The 16,294-nt window shown below is 64.2% G+C and carries 11 protein-coding genes, 1 tRNA gene, 1 rRNA gene and 1 riboswitch (1 of these 14 running past the window's edge); of the genes, 6 read left to right on the forward strand and 7 right to left on the reverse strand.

The window, feature by feature from the left end; genetic code table 11:
* Positions 1–26 precede the first annotated feature (26 nt).
* The gene (locus JQ566_RS27695) at positions 27–875 is read right to left on the reverse strand and encodes a chorismate mutase (protein WP_212378303.1); all 849 of its coding nucleotides are present in this window, start codon (positions 873–875) and stop codon (positions 27–29) included.
* 155 nt (positions 876–1,030) lie between these two features.
* Positions 1,031–1,110: riboswitch (SAM riboswitch) on the forward strand.
* Between the two features lie 94 nt (positions 1,111–1,204).
* Here JQ566_RS27695 and metX point away from each other — a divergent pair.
* Together metX and metW are read left to right on the forward strand one after the other, a co-directional pair.
* On the forward strand, positions 1,205–2,407 hold the full coding sequence (gene metX / locus JQ566_RS27700; RefSeq protein WP_212378533.1) for a homoserine O-acetyltransferase MetX: 1,203 nt from the start codon (positions 1,205–1,207) through the stop codon (positions 2,405–2,407).
* A gap of 2 nt (positions 2,408–2,409) precedes the next feature.
* Complete coding sequence (gene metW, locus JQ566_RS27705) at positions 2,410–3,072, forward strand: methionine biosynthesis protein MetW (protein WP_212378305.1); 663 nt, start codon at positions 2,410–2,412, stop codon at positions 3,070–3,072.
* A 118-nt stretch (positions 3,073–3,190) separates the two neighbouring features.
* Here metW and JQ566_RS27710 read toward each other — a convergent pair whose 3' ends face one another.
* Complete coding sequence (locus tag JQ566_RS27710) at positions 3,191–4,054, reverse strand: alpha/beta fold hydrolase (RefSeq protein WP_212378307.1); 864 nt, start codon at positions 4,052–4,054, stop codon at positions 3,191–3,193.
* Between the two features lie 215 nt (positions 4,055–4,269).
* Between JQ566_RS27710 and JQ566_RS27715 the strand changes: the two genes are divergently transcribed.
* The gene (locus tag JQ566_RS27715) at positions 4,270–4,914 is read left to right on the forward strand and encodes an NlpC/P60 family protein (protein WP_212378309.1); all 645 of its coding nucleotides are present in this window, start codon (positions 4,270–4,272) and stop codon (positions 4,912–4,914) included.
* A gap of 211 nt (positions 4,915–5,125) precedes the next feature.
* Here the strand turns inward: JQ566_RS27715 and JQ566_RS27720 are convergent, their stop codons facing one another.
* Positions 5,126–5,914 carry an MOSC domain-containing protein gene (locus tag JQ566_RS27720; RefSeq protein ID WP_212378311.1) on the reverse strand — a complete coding sequence of 263 codons (789 nt, stop codon included), beginning with the start codon at positions 5,912–5,914 and terminating at the stop codon, positions 5,126–5,128.
* A gap of 241 nt (positions 5,915–6,155) precedes the next feature.
* On the opposite strand from JQ566_RS27720, the gene clpB reads away from it, so the two are divergent.
* On the forward strand, positions 6,156–8,795 hold the full coding sequence (clpB, locus tag JQ566_RS27725; RefSeq protein WP_212378313.1) for an ATP-dependent chaperone ClpB: 2,640 nt from the start codon (positions 6,156–6,158) through the stop codon (positions 8,793–8,795).
* Positions 8,796–8,880: 85 nt separating this feature from the next.
* On the opposite strand, the gene JQ566_RS27730 is transcribed toward clpB, so the two are convergent.
* The 4 genes from JQ566_RS27730 to JQ566_RS27745 form a co-directional block, all read right to left on the reverse strand.
* Positions 8,881–9,144 (reverse strand): hypothetical protein, encoded by a 264-nt coding sequence (locus JQ566_RS27730; protein ID WP_212378315.1) that lies wholly within the window; start codon positions 9,142–9,144, stop codon positions 8,881–8,883.
* Between the two features lie 88 nt (positions 9,145–9,232).
* Positions 9,233–10,852 carry an NHL repeat-containing protein gene (locus JQ566_RS27735; RefSeq protein ID WP_212378317.1) on the reverse strand — a complete coding sequence of 540 codons (1,620 nt, stop codon included), beginning with the start codon at positions 10,850–10,852 and terminating at the stop codon, positions 9,233–9,235.
* A 140-nt stretch (positions 10,853–10,992) separates the two neighbouring features.
* Positions 10,993–11,355, reverse strand: coding sequence for an SPW repeat protein (locus JQ566_RS27740; protein WP_212378319.1), 363 nt, complete (start codon positions 11,353–11,355; stop codon positions 10,993–10,995).
* A gap of 136 nt (positions 11,356–11,491) precedes the next feature.
* Complete coding sequence (locus tag JQ566_RS27745) at positions 11,492–13,555, reverse strand: M23 family metallopeptidase (protein WP_212378321.1); 2,064 nt, start codon at positions 13,553–13,555, stop codon at positions 11,492–11,494.
* Positions 13,556–14,559: 1,004 nt separating this feature from the next.
* Here JQ566_RS27745 and JQ566_RS27750 point away from each other — a divergent pair.
* Positions 14,560–16,048: ribosomal RNA gene (locus JQ566_RS27750) — 16S ribosomal RNA — on the forward strand.
* A 190-nt stretch (positions 16,049–16,238) separates the two neighbouring features.
* Positions 16,239–16,294 (forward strand) — tRNA-Ile (locus tag JQ566_RS27755); it runs 21 nt beyond the window's last position.

A 16,294-nucleotide genomic window follows, 5' to 3' on the forward strand; every position in this document is an offset into this window, starting at 1 on the left:
TCCGGATAGGCTGGGCTGCTCGCGATTTACGATTTCGGCCCGGTCGGGGGCACCGTATAGCGCGTTGCGTGGCTGCCGACGAGGGCCGTGGAGCGCACCGAGGCCCCCGCCTCGATCAGGGCAGCCCTGATTTTGTCGATGCTGGTCGCGCTGGTGACCGAGACCAGCAGCGCCGCGCCGTCGAAGGCGGTGTCGGGCACCGCCACGATCTCGGCGAGCGGCGACAGGGCGCGCGCGACCTCGGCGTTCCACCCGGAGACGCGCACGCTGAAGGTCTCGACCTCCGTCACCAGAGCGCTGTCGGCGACGCGCGAGACCGCGAACACCGGCAACGCCGCCGGATGATCGGCGCGTTCGACGAAAGGCAGCCGCGCGATGATCTTCGGTGCGCCTTCCGCTTCCAGCTCCAGCCACCACGGCGTGCGGCTGGAGGTCGCCGAGACCAGCGCCAGGTCGCCCTTGGATTTCGCCACCGCCTCGACCGCGGCCTGTGCGCTGAAATGCGCGACGTAAGGCACCGTGAAGCCGAAATGGAAGCGCGCGGAATCACGCATCGCCGGCTCGCTCACCGAGATGTCGGCATGCACTGAGAACGGCGCCTGCACATAAGTGAACGTCGAGATGATGACGCGCCAGATGCTCTCGACGGTGTCGAGCGGCAGGATGCCGCGATGACGCTGCACGAGGTGGCGCATCATGTCGGCCTCGCGCGCAGGCCGAAATGCCGAGCCGACCTCCTGGGTCTGCTTCACCTGGATCAGGCGGTCGATGATGTCGCCGCGCTGCATCAGCAGGCGATGCATGCCCTCGTCGATCGCGTCGATCTCCTTGCGCAGTTCCTGGAGCGATGGTGGCGCGGGCGGACGTTGGGACATATCTGGCTGCGATGGTTTCGAGGGGGATGTCCTGATTAGGCAGTCGGGGCGGCGAAAGCAAAGAGAAATGACGGCCTTTTTAGCCGATGAGGCGGAGACGAATCTGGTCGACCCGAGCCGCGACTTGACGAAAACCGCCCAAGACGGTAGCTTTTTGCCCGTTCCGTGGTCATTTGAGCCGGCCGGCTTGCAGCCACGTTAAAAAACTCGCTAAACAGGCCGGGGACGCTTCCGATCCCGGCCGAACCTATCGTTCAGGCCGGGTTTTTCATGGCCTGATGTCAGCGGCGCGGTCCAGCAGCCGGTCGCAAACGAGGTCGATGTCAGAGATGGGTAGCGTCAAGTCGATACCGAGTCCTGCGATCAGCGCCGATGAACGGTCGCACGAGGTGGATCGTCCAAGCTCGCAGGTTATGCATTTCGGCACAGAGCAGCCGCTGCGGCTCGATTGCGGCGTCGATCTCTCTCCGTTCCAGATCGCCTACCAGACCTATGGCGAGCTCAACGCCGATCGCTCCAACGCGGTGCTGATCTGCCATGCGCTGACCGGCGATCAGCATGTCGCCAATGTGCATCCCGTCACCGGCAAGCCCGGCTGGTGGGAGACGCTGGTCGGCCCCGGCCGGCCCATCGATCCCAAGCACTACTTCGTCATCTGCTCCAACGTGATCGGCGGCTGCATGGGCTCGACCGGGCCGGCGTCGATCAATCCCGCCACCGGCAAGGTCTGGGGCCTGGATTTCCCTGTCATCACCATCCCCGACATGGTGCGCGCGCAGGCGATGCTGATCGACCGGCTCGGCATCGACACGCTGTTTGCCGTCGTCGGCGGCTCGATGGGCGGCATGCAGGTGCTGCAATGGACCGCGGCCTATCCTGCCCGCGTGTTCTCCGCGCTGGCGATTGCCTGCGCGACGCGGCACTCGGCGCAGAACATCGCCTTCCACGAGCTCGGCCGCCAGGCCGTGATGGCCGACCCCGACTGGCACGGCGGCGGCTATGCCGACCGCGGCATCCATCCGCATCGCGGGCTCGCGGTGGCGCGGATGGCGGCGCACATCACCTATCTCTCCGACGCCGCGCTGCATCGCAAGTTCGGCCGGCGCATGCAGGATCGCGAGCTGCCGACCTTCTCGTTCGACGCCGACTTCCAGGTCGAAAGCTACCTGCGTTACCAGGGCTCGTCCTTCGTCGAGCGCTTCGACGCCAACTCATATCTCTATCTGACCCGCGCGATGGACTATTTCGACATCGCCGCCGACCATGGCGGCGTGCTGGCGAAGGCGTTTGCGGGCATCAAGACCCGCTTCTGCGTGGTCTCCTTCACCAGCGACTGGCTGTTTCCGACCTCGGAATCGCGCGCGCTGGTGCACGCGCTGAACGCCTCGAGCGCCCGGGTGTCGTTTGCCGAGATCGAGACCGATCGCGGCCACGACGCCTTCCTGCTCGACGTGCCCGAATTCTTCGACATCTCCCGCGCCTTCCTGCAATCGGCAGGCAAGGCACGCGGTCTCACCCCCAAGGACCGCTAGCGATGTCCGTCCAGGAAGTGCTGCCCTTGAACGGCGTTGCGGCCGCCCCGTCCGGCCAGTTTCGCGCCGATCACCTGCTGGTCGCCGAGATGGTCAAGCCGGGCTCCAAAGTGCTCGACGTCGGCTGCGGCGAGGGTGATCTGCTTCAGCTGCTGGAGACCCGCGGCATCGACGGCCGCGGCATCGAGCTGTCGCGCGAGGGCGTCAACCGCTGCGTCGCCAAGGGGCTTGCGGTGGTGCAGGGCGATGCCGACACCGATCTCGTCAACTATCCCGACGACGCCTTCGACTACGTGATCCTGTCGCAGACGCTGCAGGCGACGCGGCAGCCGAAGGTCGTGCTGGAGAACCTGCTGCGCATCGGCCGCCGGGCCATCGTCTCGTTCCCGAATTTCGGGTTCTGGAAGATGCGGCTCCAGCTCCTGATCGGCGGCCACATGCCGCGCACGGAGAATCTGCCGGCGACCTGGTACGACACCGCCAACATCCATTTCTGCACCATCAAGGACTTCGTGCAGCTCTGCGACGAGATCAACGTCAAGATGGAGCGCTCGGTCGCGCTCGATCTCTACGGCCGCCCCGTGCCGCTGAACCTGCCCTGGTGGGTGTGGAACATGTTCGGCGAGCAGGCGGTGTTTTTGCTGAGCAGGGGCGGGCGGAAATAATCTCTCCGTCATTCCGGGGCGATGCGAAGCATCGAGCCCGGAATCCATCGTGCAACAGTGCCTGCCGCCCGATGGATTCCGGGCCTGCGCCTTCGGCGCATCCCGGAATGACAGCTAGCTAGTGTGGAGCCAGCGACCGCGGGTCGCACACCGGCCAGCGTCCCGCTTCCACCAGCGTCACGAACCGCTCCACGCTCTCGTTGAACAGCGCGGGCTCCTCGAGATTGAGCACGTGGCCCGACTTCGGAAACATCGCGAGCCCTGCGGCCGGCAGATGCTTCTTCAGGAACAGGCTTGGCCCGATGCAGGGATCGTCCTCGTCGCCGCAGATGATCAGTGCGGGTGTTGTCACCTTCGCGATCGCATCCGTCATCGTGTAGATCGAGGGGCGGCCGCCCTGGAAGCCGCGCATCGTGCGTGCCGAACCCTTGGCATCGTGCCGCGCCAGCGCGGCATAGAAATCGGCGTGCCCGCGCGGGTCCTTCACCAGGAAGGGAATCCGGCTCGGTGCCTCGCGCGTGACCTTCGCGACCTCGGCGGAGCCCAGCGTCTCGAACTGCTCGGCATTGGCGCGGCACTGCTGGCGCCAATTCTCGAGATTTTCGATCTCCGCGCCGGAGCCGACGCCGGCGAGCGTCATCGACAGTGCGCGCTGCGGCGCGTTCAATCCGATCTGAAGCGATGAATACGCGCCCATCGACAGCCCGACGAGATGCGCGCGATCGATGCCGAGATGATCGAGCACCGCAAGCGCATCGGTGTAGAAATGCGTGTGGGTGTAGACCTCGCCGTCAGGCACGTCCGACGGCGTGTAGCCGCGCGCCGAATAGGTGATGCAGCGGTGGCCGCGCGAGAAGTAGCGCATCTGCGGCTCCCAATTGGTGTAGTCGGCCGCGAACTCGTGCAGAAAAACTATCGGCGTTCCCTGACCCGCCTCTTCGAAATAGATGCGAACGTCGTCCCTGGTCGTGGCGTGGGGCATTAACTATTTCCCTCTCTTCAAGCCGTGTTTGCAGGATTGCAGTTAACGCAGTTGTCCGCAATGCGGCAGCCTCAGGCCAGTCCCGATACAAAATCATCGCAGCCATTCGCCGGCGTGGCGTCTTTTTCTCGCCACATCCGGAAGCTTTACGCCCCGGCGGATGTCGGCCACCGCACCGGGCCGATGGGAAGTGGGGGTGTAACGAAGGATGAAGAATGGTTGAGTTGTTTGCGTATCGCCTGTCGCGTTGTGTTGTCGCGCTGGCGCTCTTCTTCGCGGCGGTCGCCGCGTTCGTTTCTCCGGCCTCGGCCCGGCCGCATCATCGTCATAGCGCAGAGCGGCACACTCACGTGCACCACGCCAGGCATCATCACCACCGCCATCATGCACGCAGCTCGCGCTTCGAGCGCAGCGCGGCGCAATTGCAGGCGAGCGGTTTCGCCGACACCCAGGCCAGCTACAATCCGAACGCCGACAGCGGCGGTGCGGGCATGAGCGGCGGCTTCGGCGGCGGATCGGGCCTCGTGTCCGAGGCGCGCCGCCATCTCGGTGGCAATCCGACCGGGCGCGGCAGCCTGTGGTGCGCGCGCTTCATGAACATGGTGCTCGAGCACACCGGCCATCGTGGCACCGGCTCGGACATGGCGAGCTCGTTCGCACGTTACGGCACGCGCATCTCCGGTCCGCAGGTCGGGGCCATCGCGGTGATGTCGCGCGGCCGCCGCGGCGGCCATGTCGGCATCGTCACCGGCATCGACGCGCAGGGCAATCCGATCATGATCTCCGGAAACAACGGCAACCGCGTCCGCGAAGCCCCGGTCTCGCGCGGCCGGATCTATGCCTATGTGATGCCGAACTGAGGTGACGGTGCGTGGGGCGGGTGGACCCTCGCGTCATGTGAGGTTGTCGTCCCGGACAAGCGTCAGCGCAGATCCGGGACCCATAACCACAGGCGCGTGCCTTCGCGCGAGCCGGTGACCACGAGTCTTCGCCAAACCACTCCCTGTGGCTATGGGTCCCGGATCGGCGCGCGCTTGAGGAGCGCGCTTGTCCGGGACGACGAGAGAGGGCTCACACCAATCTCGGCTCTTCCACCGCGACCGCATCGCCGACGCCGACGTCACCACCTTCGATCACCTCGGCATAGATGCCGCAGTCCATGTGGCCGAGATGGCGCGAGAGCGTCGGTGGTATTTCGAGATCGCGCTTGGCGGTTTCTGGATCGACATTGGTGGCCGGGCAGCGGACGATGCGCTTGACCACCTTCAGCCGGGCCTCGCCGATCGCGAGCGTCTGGCCGACGAGATCGAGCTCCGACCAGGCCGGCCAGCCCTTCAGGTAAAGATTGGCGCGGAAGCGCAGGGGATGCACGGCGGCGCCGCCCAGCATGGCCTCGATGGCGCGGACGCTGTCGATATTGATGATGGAGACGACCTTGCGGGCGACGTCGGAGAAGCTGTGGTCGCGGCCGGACAGAACCTTGGGCGGGCCCTTCAACTCGGGCTGAAAGTTCTCGCTGAAAAAGGCCTCGATGGCGGCGCGCCCGGCGGCGGTCTCGAGATCGCCGCTGGCGACGATTTGGCCGTCCTTGCGGATGGTCAACAGATTGGTGGCGTCGTCGAACCGGCTGTCGAGCTCAGCCAGCCGCTCATTGCGCGCCAGCATCAGAAACTGGATTTTCGGCTTCCATTCGGGAGCATCAGGGTCGAACCCGCTCGGGCCGTTCTCGATGGCGTAGCGGCGGTCGGCCGGCAGGGTCTGGCCGACCCGCAAAGGGGCGCGCGACAGGCGTTCCGGCGTCAGGCCCTTGATCGGGTAGCGGTAGAGGCCGGTGATCTCGGCGGTGTGGCTGGCTGTCATGCCGCTACTTAAGGGATTCGGTCCGCCACCGCCAAGCCCGCCCACGAGCGCACGAAATTGTGATGCCGCCTCTTTCGCATCCGCAAGCCGCTTCCCACATCTGCCTCGGGCCGGCGGCAACGTCGGCAAAAAGACGGCCGTTGCCGCTTGAGAAACCTCAATGCGGTAAGCGGAAACCCAATGAAGATGCCGTATTGGGGTGCCTGAGAGGGCCCCAAGGGCAGGCCGAGGGACAGAAAAGATGAACATCGAGAAGTATACCGAACGCTCCAGGGGCTTCATCCAGTCTGCGCAGTCGCTCGCGATGCGCGAGGGGCACCAGCAGTTTTCCACCCTGCACGTCCTGAAAGTCCTCCTGGACGACAACGAGGGCCTCGCTGCCGGTCTGATCGACCGCGCTGGCGGCAATTCCCGTGCAATCCTGAAGGCGACCGAGGACGCCCTCAACAAGGTGCCGAAGGTCTCCGGCGGCGGCGCCGGGCAGATCTATCTGGCGCCCGAGCTGGCCCGCACTTTTGATGCCGCCGAAAAGGCCGGCGAGAAGGCCGGCGACAGCTTCGTCACCGTCGAGCGGCTGCTGCTCGGGCTCACGCTGGAGAAGACCAGCGAGGCCGGCGCCATTCTCGCCAAGGGCGGCGTCACTCCGCAAAACCTCAACGCGGCGATCGAGGCGCTGCGCAAGGGCCGGACTGCGGACTCGGCGACCGCCGAGAACGCCTATGATGCGCTGAAGAAATATGCCCGCGACCTCACCCAGGCCGCGCGCGATGGCAAGCTCGACCCGGTCATCGGCCGCGACGAGGAGATCCGCCGCACCATCCAGGTGCTGTCGCGCCGGACCAAGAACAATCCGGTCCTGATCGGCGAGCCCGGCGTCGGCAAGACCGCCATCGCGGAAGGGCTCGCGCTGCGCATCGTCAATGGCGACGTGCCGGAGAGCCTGAAGGACAAGAAGCTGCTCGCGCTCGACCTGGGCGCGCTGATCGCTGGCGCAAAATACCGTGGCGAGTTCGAGGAGCGGCTGAAGGCCGTGCTCCAGGAGGTGACCGGAAGCGAGGGCACCTTCATCCTGTTCATCGACGAGATGCACACGCTGATCGGCGCCGGCAAGGGCGACGGCGCGATGGACGCCTCCAACCTGCTCAAGCCCGCGCTCGCCCGCGGCGAGCTGCACTGCATCGGCGCGACCACGCTCGACGAGTACCAGAAGCACGTCGAGAAGGATGCAGCGCTGGCGCGGCGCTTCCAGCCGATCTTCGTCAGCGAGCCCTCGGTCGAGGACACCATCTCGATCCTGCGCGGCCTGAAGGACAAGTACGAGCAGCACCATGGCGTGCGGATCACCGATTCCGCGCTGGTGGCGTCCGCGACCCTGTCCAACCGCTACATCACCGACCGCTTCCTGCCCGACAAGGCGATCGACCTGATGGACGAGGCTGCGGCGCGGCTGAAGATGCAGGTCGATTCCAAGCCGGAAGAGCTGGATTCGCTCGACCGCGAGATCATCCGGCTCAAGATCGAGCAGGAGGCGCTGAAGAAGGAGAGCGATCCCGGCTCCAAGTCCCGGCTCCAGACCCTGGAGAAGGACCTTGCCGAGCTCGAGGAGAAGTCTGCGGCGCTGACGGCGCGCTGGAGCGCGGAGAAGAGCAAGCTCTCCGACGCCCAGAAGCTGAAGGCCGAGCTCGACGGCCTCCGTGTCGAGCTCGCCAACGCGCAGCGGCGCGGCGAATTCCAGAAGGCCGGCGAGCTGGCCTATGGACGGATCCCGCAGCTCGAGAAGCAGCTCGCGGACATCGAGGCCAAGGAGAATTCCGGCGAGATGATGGAGGAGGCGGTCACCGCCAATCACATCGCGCAAGTGGTCTCGCGCTGGACCGGCGTGCCCGTCGACAAGATGCTGGAAGGCGAGAAGGAGAAGCTCCTGAAGATGGAGGAGCAGCTCGGCAAGCGGGTCGTCGGCCAGACCGAGGCGGTGCGTGCGGTCGCAACCGCCGTGCGCCGCTCGCGCGCAGGCCTGCAGGACCCAAACCGCCCCACCGGCTCGTTCATGTTCTTGGGCCCCACCGGCGTCGGCAAGACCGAGCTGACCAAGGCTCTCGCGGAGTACCTGTTCAACGACGAGACCGCGATGGTCCGCCTCGACATGTCCGAATACATGGAGAAGCACTCGGTCTCGCGGCTGATCGGCGCGCCTCCGGGCTATGTCGGCTATGACGAGGGCGGCGCGCTCACCGAGGCGGTGCGGCGCCGGCCCTACCAGGTGGTGCTGTTCGACGAGATCGAGAAGGCGCACCCTGACGTCTTCAACGTCCTGCTGCAGGTGCTCGACGACGGCCGCCTGACCGACGGCCAGGGCCGGACCGTCGACTTCCGCAACACGCTGATCATCATGACCTCGAATCTCGGTTCGGAATTCCTGGTGAACCAGCCGGAGGGCGAGGACACCTCGGCGGTGCGCGATCAGGTGATGGGAATGGTGCGGGCGCATTTCCGCCCCGAATTCCTCAACCGCGTCGACGAGATCATCCTGTTCCACCGCCTGCAGAAGAGCGAGATGGGCCGGATCGTCGAGATCCAGTTCGCGCGGCTCCAGAAGCTCTTGACCGATCGCAAGATCGTACTGACGCTCGATGCCGCTGGGCGCGACTGGCTTGCTGCCAAGGGCTGGGATCCCGCCTACGGTGCACGGCCCTTGAAGCGGGTGATCCAGCGCCACCTCCAGGACCCGCTCGCCGAGATGATCCTGGCCGGCGACGTCAGGGACGGCGACAATGTCGCGATCTCGTCCGAAGGCAACGTGCTGACCTTCAACGGCAAGGCGCCGCAGACCGCGGAGATCGCCCAGTTCGAGGCGCCGGTGGCGAAGCGGAAGCTGAACTGAGGGCCAGTGCTCAGGCCTGAAATGAAATCCGCCCCGGAGAGGTCATCTTCTCCGGGGCGTCTTGTTTTGTCGGCTGCGTTGCCAATTAGTTCCCGGGTGCCGAGGCGGAGCGCGGCTCGACGCCGTCCTCCTCGCCCTCCTCCAGCTCCGACAAAATATCCACCAGCTCGCGCACCCGTCCCTGCGCCAGCGGGCGCAAATCGTTGATCATCGGCTCGTCATTGGCGAGCCAGGCCTGGGCTTCGGCGAGCTCCTCGGCGGTCGCGCCGGTTCCGATGATCTGGGCAATGGTGACGTCGTCGGCGCGGTCCACGGCCTTGATGACATCGTCGCGTGAGAGGCGCGTCATGGGCGATCCTCCTGCTGGTCGGCTTCCGTCAGCGTCTAACCGTGGAACCGGCGCGCCGGTTCCACGGCCAATCCCGTGCAAGCCATTCCTACTTCTTCACCACCTTGTAGATCGCATTCTCGACGTCCGAGCTGAAGTAGATCACGCCCGTCGCGCCGACAGCGACACCGGTGGGGATATGCGTCGGCAAACCGCCCGGCGCGCCTGTCAGGCCGATCGGGAGGTTGGCGGCGATCTCGGTGACCTTGCCGGTTTCCGGCACGATCTCGATCAGCCGCTTGGCGCCGACTTCCGCCACGATCAGCTGGCCGTCGCGGCCGCGCGCGATGCCTTCCGGCATGTTCAGCTCCTTGGCGACCACGGTCTTTTCGCCATTGCTGTCGATCCTGGAGACGATGCCGGCAAAGGCCTCGGTGACGTAAACCTCGTTGCCGGCCCCGCGGACGAGGCCCATCGGTCCCTCGAGGGCGCCGATCAGCGTGGTGCGATCCTTGCCATGCTCGCCGCTCACCTTGACCAGTGACTTGGTGCCGAGCTCGGCCACCAGGATGCTGCCGTCCGCGAGCACGACCGCGTCATGGGGCGTCTTGAAGTCGTGCAACATGTCGCGCGTCGCACCGGTCTTGCCGTCGATCACCTGCACGGTGCCGGTGAACCAGCTCGACAGGACCACGTCGTTGCCCTTCGCCGTCGCGCTCATCGGATATTCGAGCGTGACGCCGGCGGCGTGCATGCGCGCCTTCTCGGTGACCTCGCCGGTCGTCCCGTCCACCGTGCGATAGGCGAACACGTCGGCGACGTGGATCGTATCCTTGCCGTTCTCCGAGGTGACGCCGATGCCGCCGGGCAGGGCGAGCTTGCCGATGATGATCTGCCTGGCCTGGCCGGTCGCGGGGTCGACCTCCTGGATGCCGTTGTCGGCCATGTTGGAGACGTAGATGCGGCCCTTGTCGTCGATGACGAGATTGTCCAGGGATGGCTTCAGTTGCGCGACCATGGCCTTGGCGCCCGAGTTGGGATCGACCCGGACGAGCTGGCCGAGCGCGGTGTCGACGACGAAGAGGTTGCCCTTGGAATCGAAGTTCACGGCGGCCGGGACCTTGAAGCCGTCGGCAACGACGGTCAACTCGGCCTTGTCGACGTCGACCTTTGCGACCTGGCCCTTGAACCAGAGCGGACCATAGAGCTTGTCGTCGGGACCGAACTCGAAGCCGTTGAGGCCGCCCATCTTCTCCATGATCTGGCGGGGCGGTTTGACGCCCTCGACGTCGATCTCGTAGAGCGCATCGCCGAGGAAGACGGTGGTGGCGTAGAGCCTGCCGTCCTTGCGGAAGGCGAGCGAGTTGATGCCGGGAAGGCCGCTTGCAAGCTTCTTGATCGGGCCGTCGCCCTTGCGCGCATAGAGGTCGCCAGCGAGGAATCCGGTCCAGGCCATGGTGCCGTCGGGCGCAAATGCGATGTCGTCGGCCATTCCGACCGGCGCGGGAATTGCAACCTTGGCGCTACCGCCCGCAATGTCGACCTCATAGAGCGCCGCGCCCGCCACGCTGCCGGCAAACAGATGGCCGGCCTTGTCGATACCGAGCCCGTGCACGCCATGGAATGCCGAGCCGGGGACCAGTCGCGTCACCTCCCAGGTCTCTGCCGATGCGTTCGTGACGGCGAACATCGCAGCGACGGCGGCTGCGCAGGCGAGCCTGTTGCCCATGACGTGACCTCCCGATTTTTCGGAAAGTATTTGCCCGTCATGCGGCTTTGGCAAACGAAACTTGACGTTGTGCCGGCAAGCCTTGCGGCACCTCGTCGATATGATGGCCCCGCCAAATTGGTGCGGGCGGGCTTTGCCTGCTACCGGCCCGTCGTCAGCCGCGGCGGGTTCTGGGACATCATCCAGATCTCGACCGCAGCAAGCACGGCGACCAGAATGCCGACCACGACGTGAACGGTCATTGCCGTCGTGGCGCCCTGGAACCCGAGCACCCAAGGCGCAATGAGCGTCCACAGGCCGACGATCAGGTTGAGCCACTCTTCCCACACCGCGAAGGCTGCGAGCGCTGCGACGGCCAGGATCGCAATCACGAGCCCCGCGACATACGCGTTCTGAGAGGCCGGTCCGGCATCGAAACCGAGAATCCAGGGCGAGAAGAACAGGAATGCGCCGAGGATCAGGTTCGCGACGTCGCACCATTTTGCGTTCGTCCAGTTGTCCATGACATTCCTCCGTGAACTCCGCCCCCTCATGCAATGACAACTGGGCCGCTCCCCAGCGTGTTCCCTGCGGTTCCACCGAAATTGAATGAAGATGGAGGAGGGCGCCCAGCCGCGCCACGAGGTCGGCCCGACCGATTTACCGGTTGGTGACCTGCAGCGGGCCGCCGGTCGCATCCGACATGCGGGCGATGGCGCCGCCGCGGCCGCTCATCATGCCGTCGAGCCGGTCGCGCTCCTTCTCGAAGCTTGCCAGCATCGGGCCTTCCAGCGAACGGCCGCGCGGCAGCTTCACGCGCATCGGGTCGACGAAGCGGCCATTGACCAGGATCTCGTAGTGGACGTGCGGGCCGGTCGACAGGCCGGAGGAGCCGACGAAGCCGATCACCTGGCCCTGCCGCACCTTCTTGCCGACCTCCATGCCCTTGGCGAAGGCCGACATGTGGCCGTAGGCGGTCTCGTAGCCGTTGGCGTGCTTGATGCGGATGTACTTGCCGTAGCCGCCCTCGGGGCCGGCCTTCTCGATCATGCCGTTGCCGGAGGCGAAGATCGGCGTGCCGTAGCTGGTGGACCAGTCGACGCCGGTATGCATCTTCACGTAGCCCAGGATCGGGTGGCGGCGGCCGCCGAAGCCGGAGCGCATGATGGCGTTGTTGACGGGCTTTCTGACCAGGAACTTCTTCGCGCTCTTGCCGGTCTCGTCGTAGTAGTCGACGAGGCCGTCGTCGGGGCTCTGGTAGCGATAGTATTTCTTGGTTTCGCCGCCGACCGTGAGGGAGGCGAACAGCACCTCGTTCTTCTCGCTCGACGTCACGCCCTCGTCCTCGCCGGCGTAGAACACGTCGAAGGAATCGCCGGGCTGCACCTTGCGCTGGAAATCGACGTCGTAGGAGTAGATCTTGATCATGTCCTCGATGACGGGCATCGGCACCTTGTTGCGCATCGCGGTCTCGTAGATGCTCTGGTAGAGCCGCACGCCGGAGCCGTCGTCATCGTCGTCGTCGTCGCTGCTGGCGCTCGCCGCGGTGTCGGCGACGGTATTCATGCTGGAGACGTCGACTGCGACGTATTTGCCGAGGTCGGACAGTGCCGCGATCGCCTCGACCATGGTCTCGTTGGCGACGACGACGCGGTAGGGTTGCAGGCGGGCGCCGGGACTCGCGGGCGCCATCAGGATGCGGAGCTTCTCGCCTTCCTTGAGGCCACCGTCGCGGCCGCGCGGCCCGAGCGTTGCGGTGATCGCCTTGATCTCGTCGGCATTGGCGCCGAGATCGCGCAGCACCGAGGCGACGCTGTCGCCCTTCTTGACCATGTGGACGCGTTCGCCGTTGGGATTGCCGCCGGTGATCTGCTCCTTGGTCTTGGGCAGCAGCGTGACGTTTTCCGGCACCACGCGCGTCTCGAAACCGGCATAGGGATCGGACGACGACGCTTCGGGAGCGTAGGCGCTTCTGATGTCGGACGGGCCGGTCGCGCCGGAGACGTCGGCTGTGGTATTGGCGAGCGAGGCATAGCGCACCCCGCCATTGCCGCGCCAGTTGGCGGCATCGCGGACCCGCATCAGGATGTCGTCGAGCGCCACCACCGCGGAAATCTTGGCCTTCGGCAGCACCGGCGACAGGTCCTTGGTGACGAAGGACACTTCCGCGTCGGGCTCGACGGCTTCCGGATTGTTGGGATCGTCGGATGCCGTCTTCGGATCGGAACCGACGTCGGTGAGCAGGCGCTGGGCGTTGAACGGCGGGATCTTCGCCGACAGATCGCTCGTCGTCATCGACAAATTGCCTGCGATCCGGACGAACGGACGCACCCGCATCACGTCACGGTTGCCGACGCGGGCGACCGTCGAAACGCGCATGACGTTGCGCGAGGCCGTGGATTCGCTCGGCGGCGGCAGGCGGTCGCTCTTGTGCAGCGTGGCGGCGCGATCGGCGGCGCCGAATGCACCACGCAGCGCGCCTTCGACCCGCTCCGGCACCTTGGCGAAGGTCATTTCGCCGTCGAGCGATGCGAAAACGGCGCCGCCGATCAGGGCTGCGCCGCAGAGTCCGGTCAAGATTGTCCCGCTGAACCATTGCACCGAGACGCGGCGGCGGTCGATCACGGCGGCTTCCGAACCATCGACGGACAGCGGCGGCTCGTGGCCGAGATCGATGATCCCGGTCTCACGCCCGTAAGTGCCGCGTGACGTCCTGTGGTTCAACCCAAGTCCCCCAACTCAACGACCCAAGAAAGTTCCGCTTCGAACCTTGTCTCTGGTCCCCTCTTGAAGGGGGATCGCCGGAAAAGGCAAGCCGTACGGCCGTCCGCGCTCAGAAAGCCCCGGAACAGGGCCGGCGGAAATTACGAACAGCTGGACGGGTAAAGCTCTCTCGATGTCTTTCGAATGCCGAAGGAAGGTCGCGTCATTTGCAAGATCGCCTTCCTCGGACCCCATGAAAATCGCCGGCAGCCCCCACAGGCATTCCCGCGATTCAAGCTCGTCTCTTATCAGAACGCCGCGGGATTGTGGCTCAAGTACGGCGCCAAATATGGAAAAAACTTCCCAAAGGGGGCGGCGCGAGGGGCGTCCCCGGCGGGGCGCTGCAAGCTGCCTCAGGAGCCCCTCAGGAGGCCCTCCGGAGCCCTCCGGGCCCCAAACTTTTTTTCAGTTTTTTCTTCGAGCAGGCTCGGTTCGCTCACTCCGCGCCGCTCTAACTGCCTGTAATCGTGTAATTTTTTCCGACAATCCACTGTGCGACGATTTGTTGACGATGGGCGTTGACAGCCCGGAAGGCGGGGCCTATAACCCCAACCACTGAGCGCGGCGCCGCCGGGTCACTGACCAAGGCGAGCGAACGCGCCACTGATGCTCCTCACCTTGTTGAGTGACACAACAATCGACACCAGTCGGTTGGAGTCATTCATCGTCGGTAAGGTTGTCGGAACCCTTCCTCCTCGGAAGGTTGGGGCCTCTCCGGTCCCGGGCTGTTTGACAAGTGAAGATGAAGAAAGAGAAACGTGGACGGCGGAGTCCTTGCGGGTCTCGCTTCTGAAAAGCCTCGGCTTTTCTGATCGAGACCGGACGAAAGACTTCGGCGGTACACGTTTTAAAGGAAACACCATCGTTGCCAGCGATGTGAATCGCAGGCAGCTCATCGGCTTCGGTCGATGAAAAATGGTGGGACCTCGTCAAACGTTGTGATCAGCCGGTTCAAAGTTCAAGTCCAACTTGAGAGTTTGATCCTGGCTCAGAGCGAACGCTGGCGGCAGGCTTAACACATGCAAGTCGAGCGGGCGTAGCAATACGTCAGCGGCAGACGGGTGAGTAACGCGTGGGAACGTACCTTTTGGTTCGGAACAACACAGGGAAACTTGTGCTAATACCGGATAAGCCCTTACGGGGAAAGATTTATCGCCGAAAGATCGGCCCGCGTCTGATTAGCTAGTTGGTGAGGTAATGGCTCACCAAGGCGACGATCAGTAGCTGGTCTGAGAGGATGATCAGCCACATTGGGACTGAGACACGGCCCAAACTCCTACGGGAGGCAGCAGTGGGGAATATTGGACAATGGGGGCAACCCTGATCCAGCCATGCCGCGTGAGTGATGAAGGCCCTAGGGTTGTAAAGCTCTTTTGTGCGGGAAGATAATGACGGTACCGCAAGAATAAGCCCCGGCTAACTTCGTGCCAGCAGCCGCGGTAATACGAAGGGGGCTAGCGTTGCTCGGAATCACTGGGCGTAAAGGGTGCGTAGGCGGGTCTTTAAGTCAGGGGTGAAATCCTGGAGCTCAACTCCAGAACTGCCTTTGATACTGAAGATCTTGAGTCCGGGAGAGGTGAGTGGAACTGCGAGTGTAGAGGTGAAATTCGTAGATATTCGCAAGAACACCAGTGGCGAAGGCGGCTCACTGGCCCGGTACTGACGCTGAGGCACGAAAGCGTGGGGAGCAAACAGGATTAGATACCCTGGTAGTCCACGCCGTAAACGATGAATGCCAGCCGTTAGTGGGTTTACTCACTAGTGGCGCAGCTAACGCTTTAAGCATTCCGCCTGGGGAGTACGGTCGCAAGATTAAAACTCAAAGGAATTGACGGGGGCCCGCACAAGCGGTGGAGCATGTGGTTTAATTCGACGCAACGCGCAGAACCTTACCAGCCCTTGACATGTCCAGGACCGGTCGCAGAGATGTGACCTTCTCTTCGGAGCCTGGAGCACAGGTGCTGCATGGCTGTCGTCAGCTCGTGTCGTGAGATGTTGGGTTAAGTCCCGCAACGAGCGCAACCCCCGTCCTTAGTTGCTACCATTTAGTTGAGCACTCTAAGGAGACTGCCGGTGATAAGCCGCGAGGAAGGTGGGGATGACGTCAAGTCCTCATGGCCCTTACGGGCTGGGCTACACACGTGCTACAATGGCGGTGACAATGGGATGCTAAGGGGCGACCCTTCGCAAATCTCAAAAAGCCGTCTCAGTTCGGATTGGGCTCTGCAACTCGAGCCCATGAAGTTGGAATCGCTAGTAATCGTGGATCAGCACGCCACGGTGAATACGTTCCCGGGCCTTGTACACACCGCCCGTCACACCATGGGAGTTGGTTTTACCTGAAGACGGTGCGCTAACCCGCAAGGGAGGCAGCCGGCCACGGTAGGGTCAGCGACTGGGGTGAAGTCGTAACAAGGTAGCCGTAGGGGAACCTGCGGCTGGATCACCTCCTTTCTAAGGATGATCCTTCAGCGAGCTCACGCTCACTATCGGATCGTTTTAGAAACATCAGTGGCCAACAGATCGCCAGATCGTTGAGCTGCATTGGCGGGATTTCGCCGTCTTCGTTTCTCTTTCTTCGCGGACGAACACGCGCTGGGCCTGCAACGGCAGGATCCGGGGTCCTTAACGGGATGTGCGTTAGGGGCTTGTAGCTCAGTTGGTTAGAGCGCGCGCTTGATAAGCGTGAGGTCGGAAGTT

The organism is Bradyrhizobium sp. SZCCT0231 (assembly GCF_018130245.1).
GTDB classification, from domain to species: domain Bacteria; phylum Pseudomonadota; class Alphaproteobacteria; order Rhizobiales; family Xanthobacteraceae; genus Bradyrhizobium; species Bradyrhizobium japonicum_F.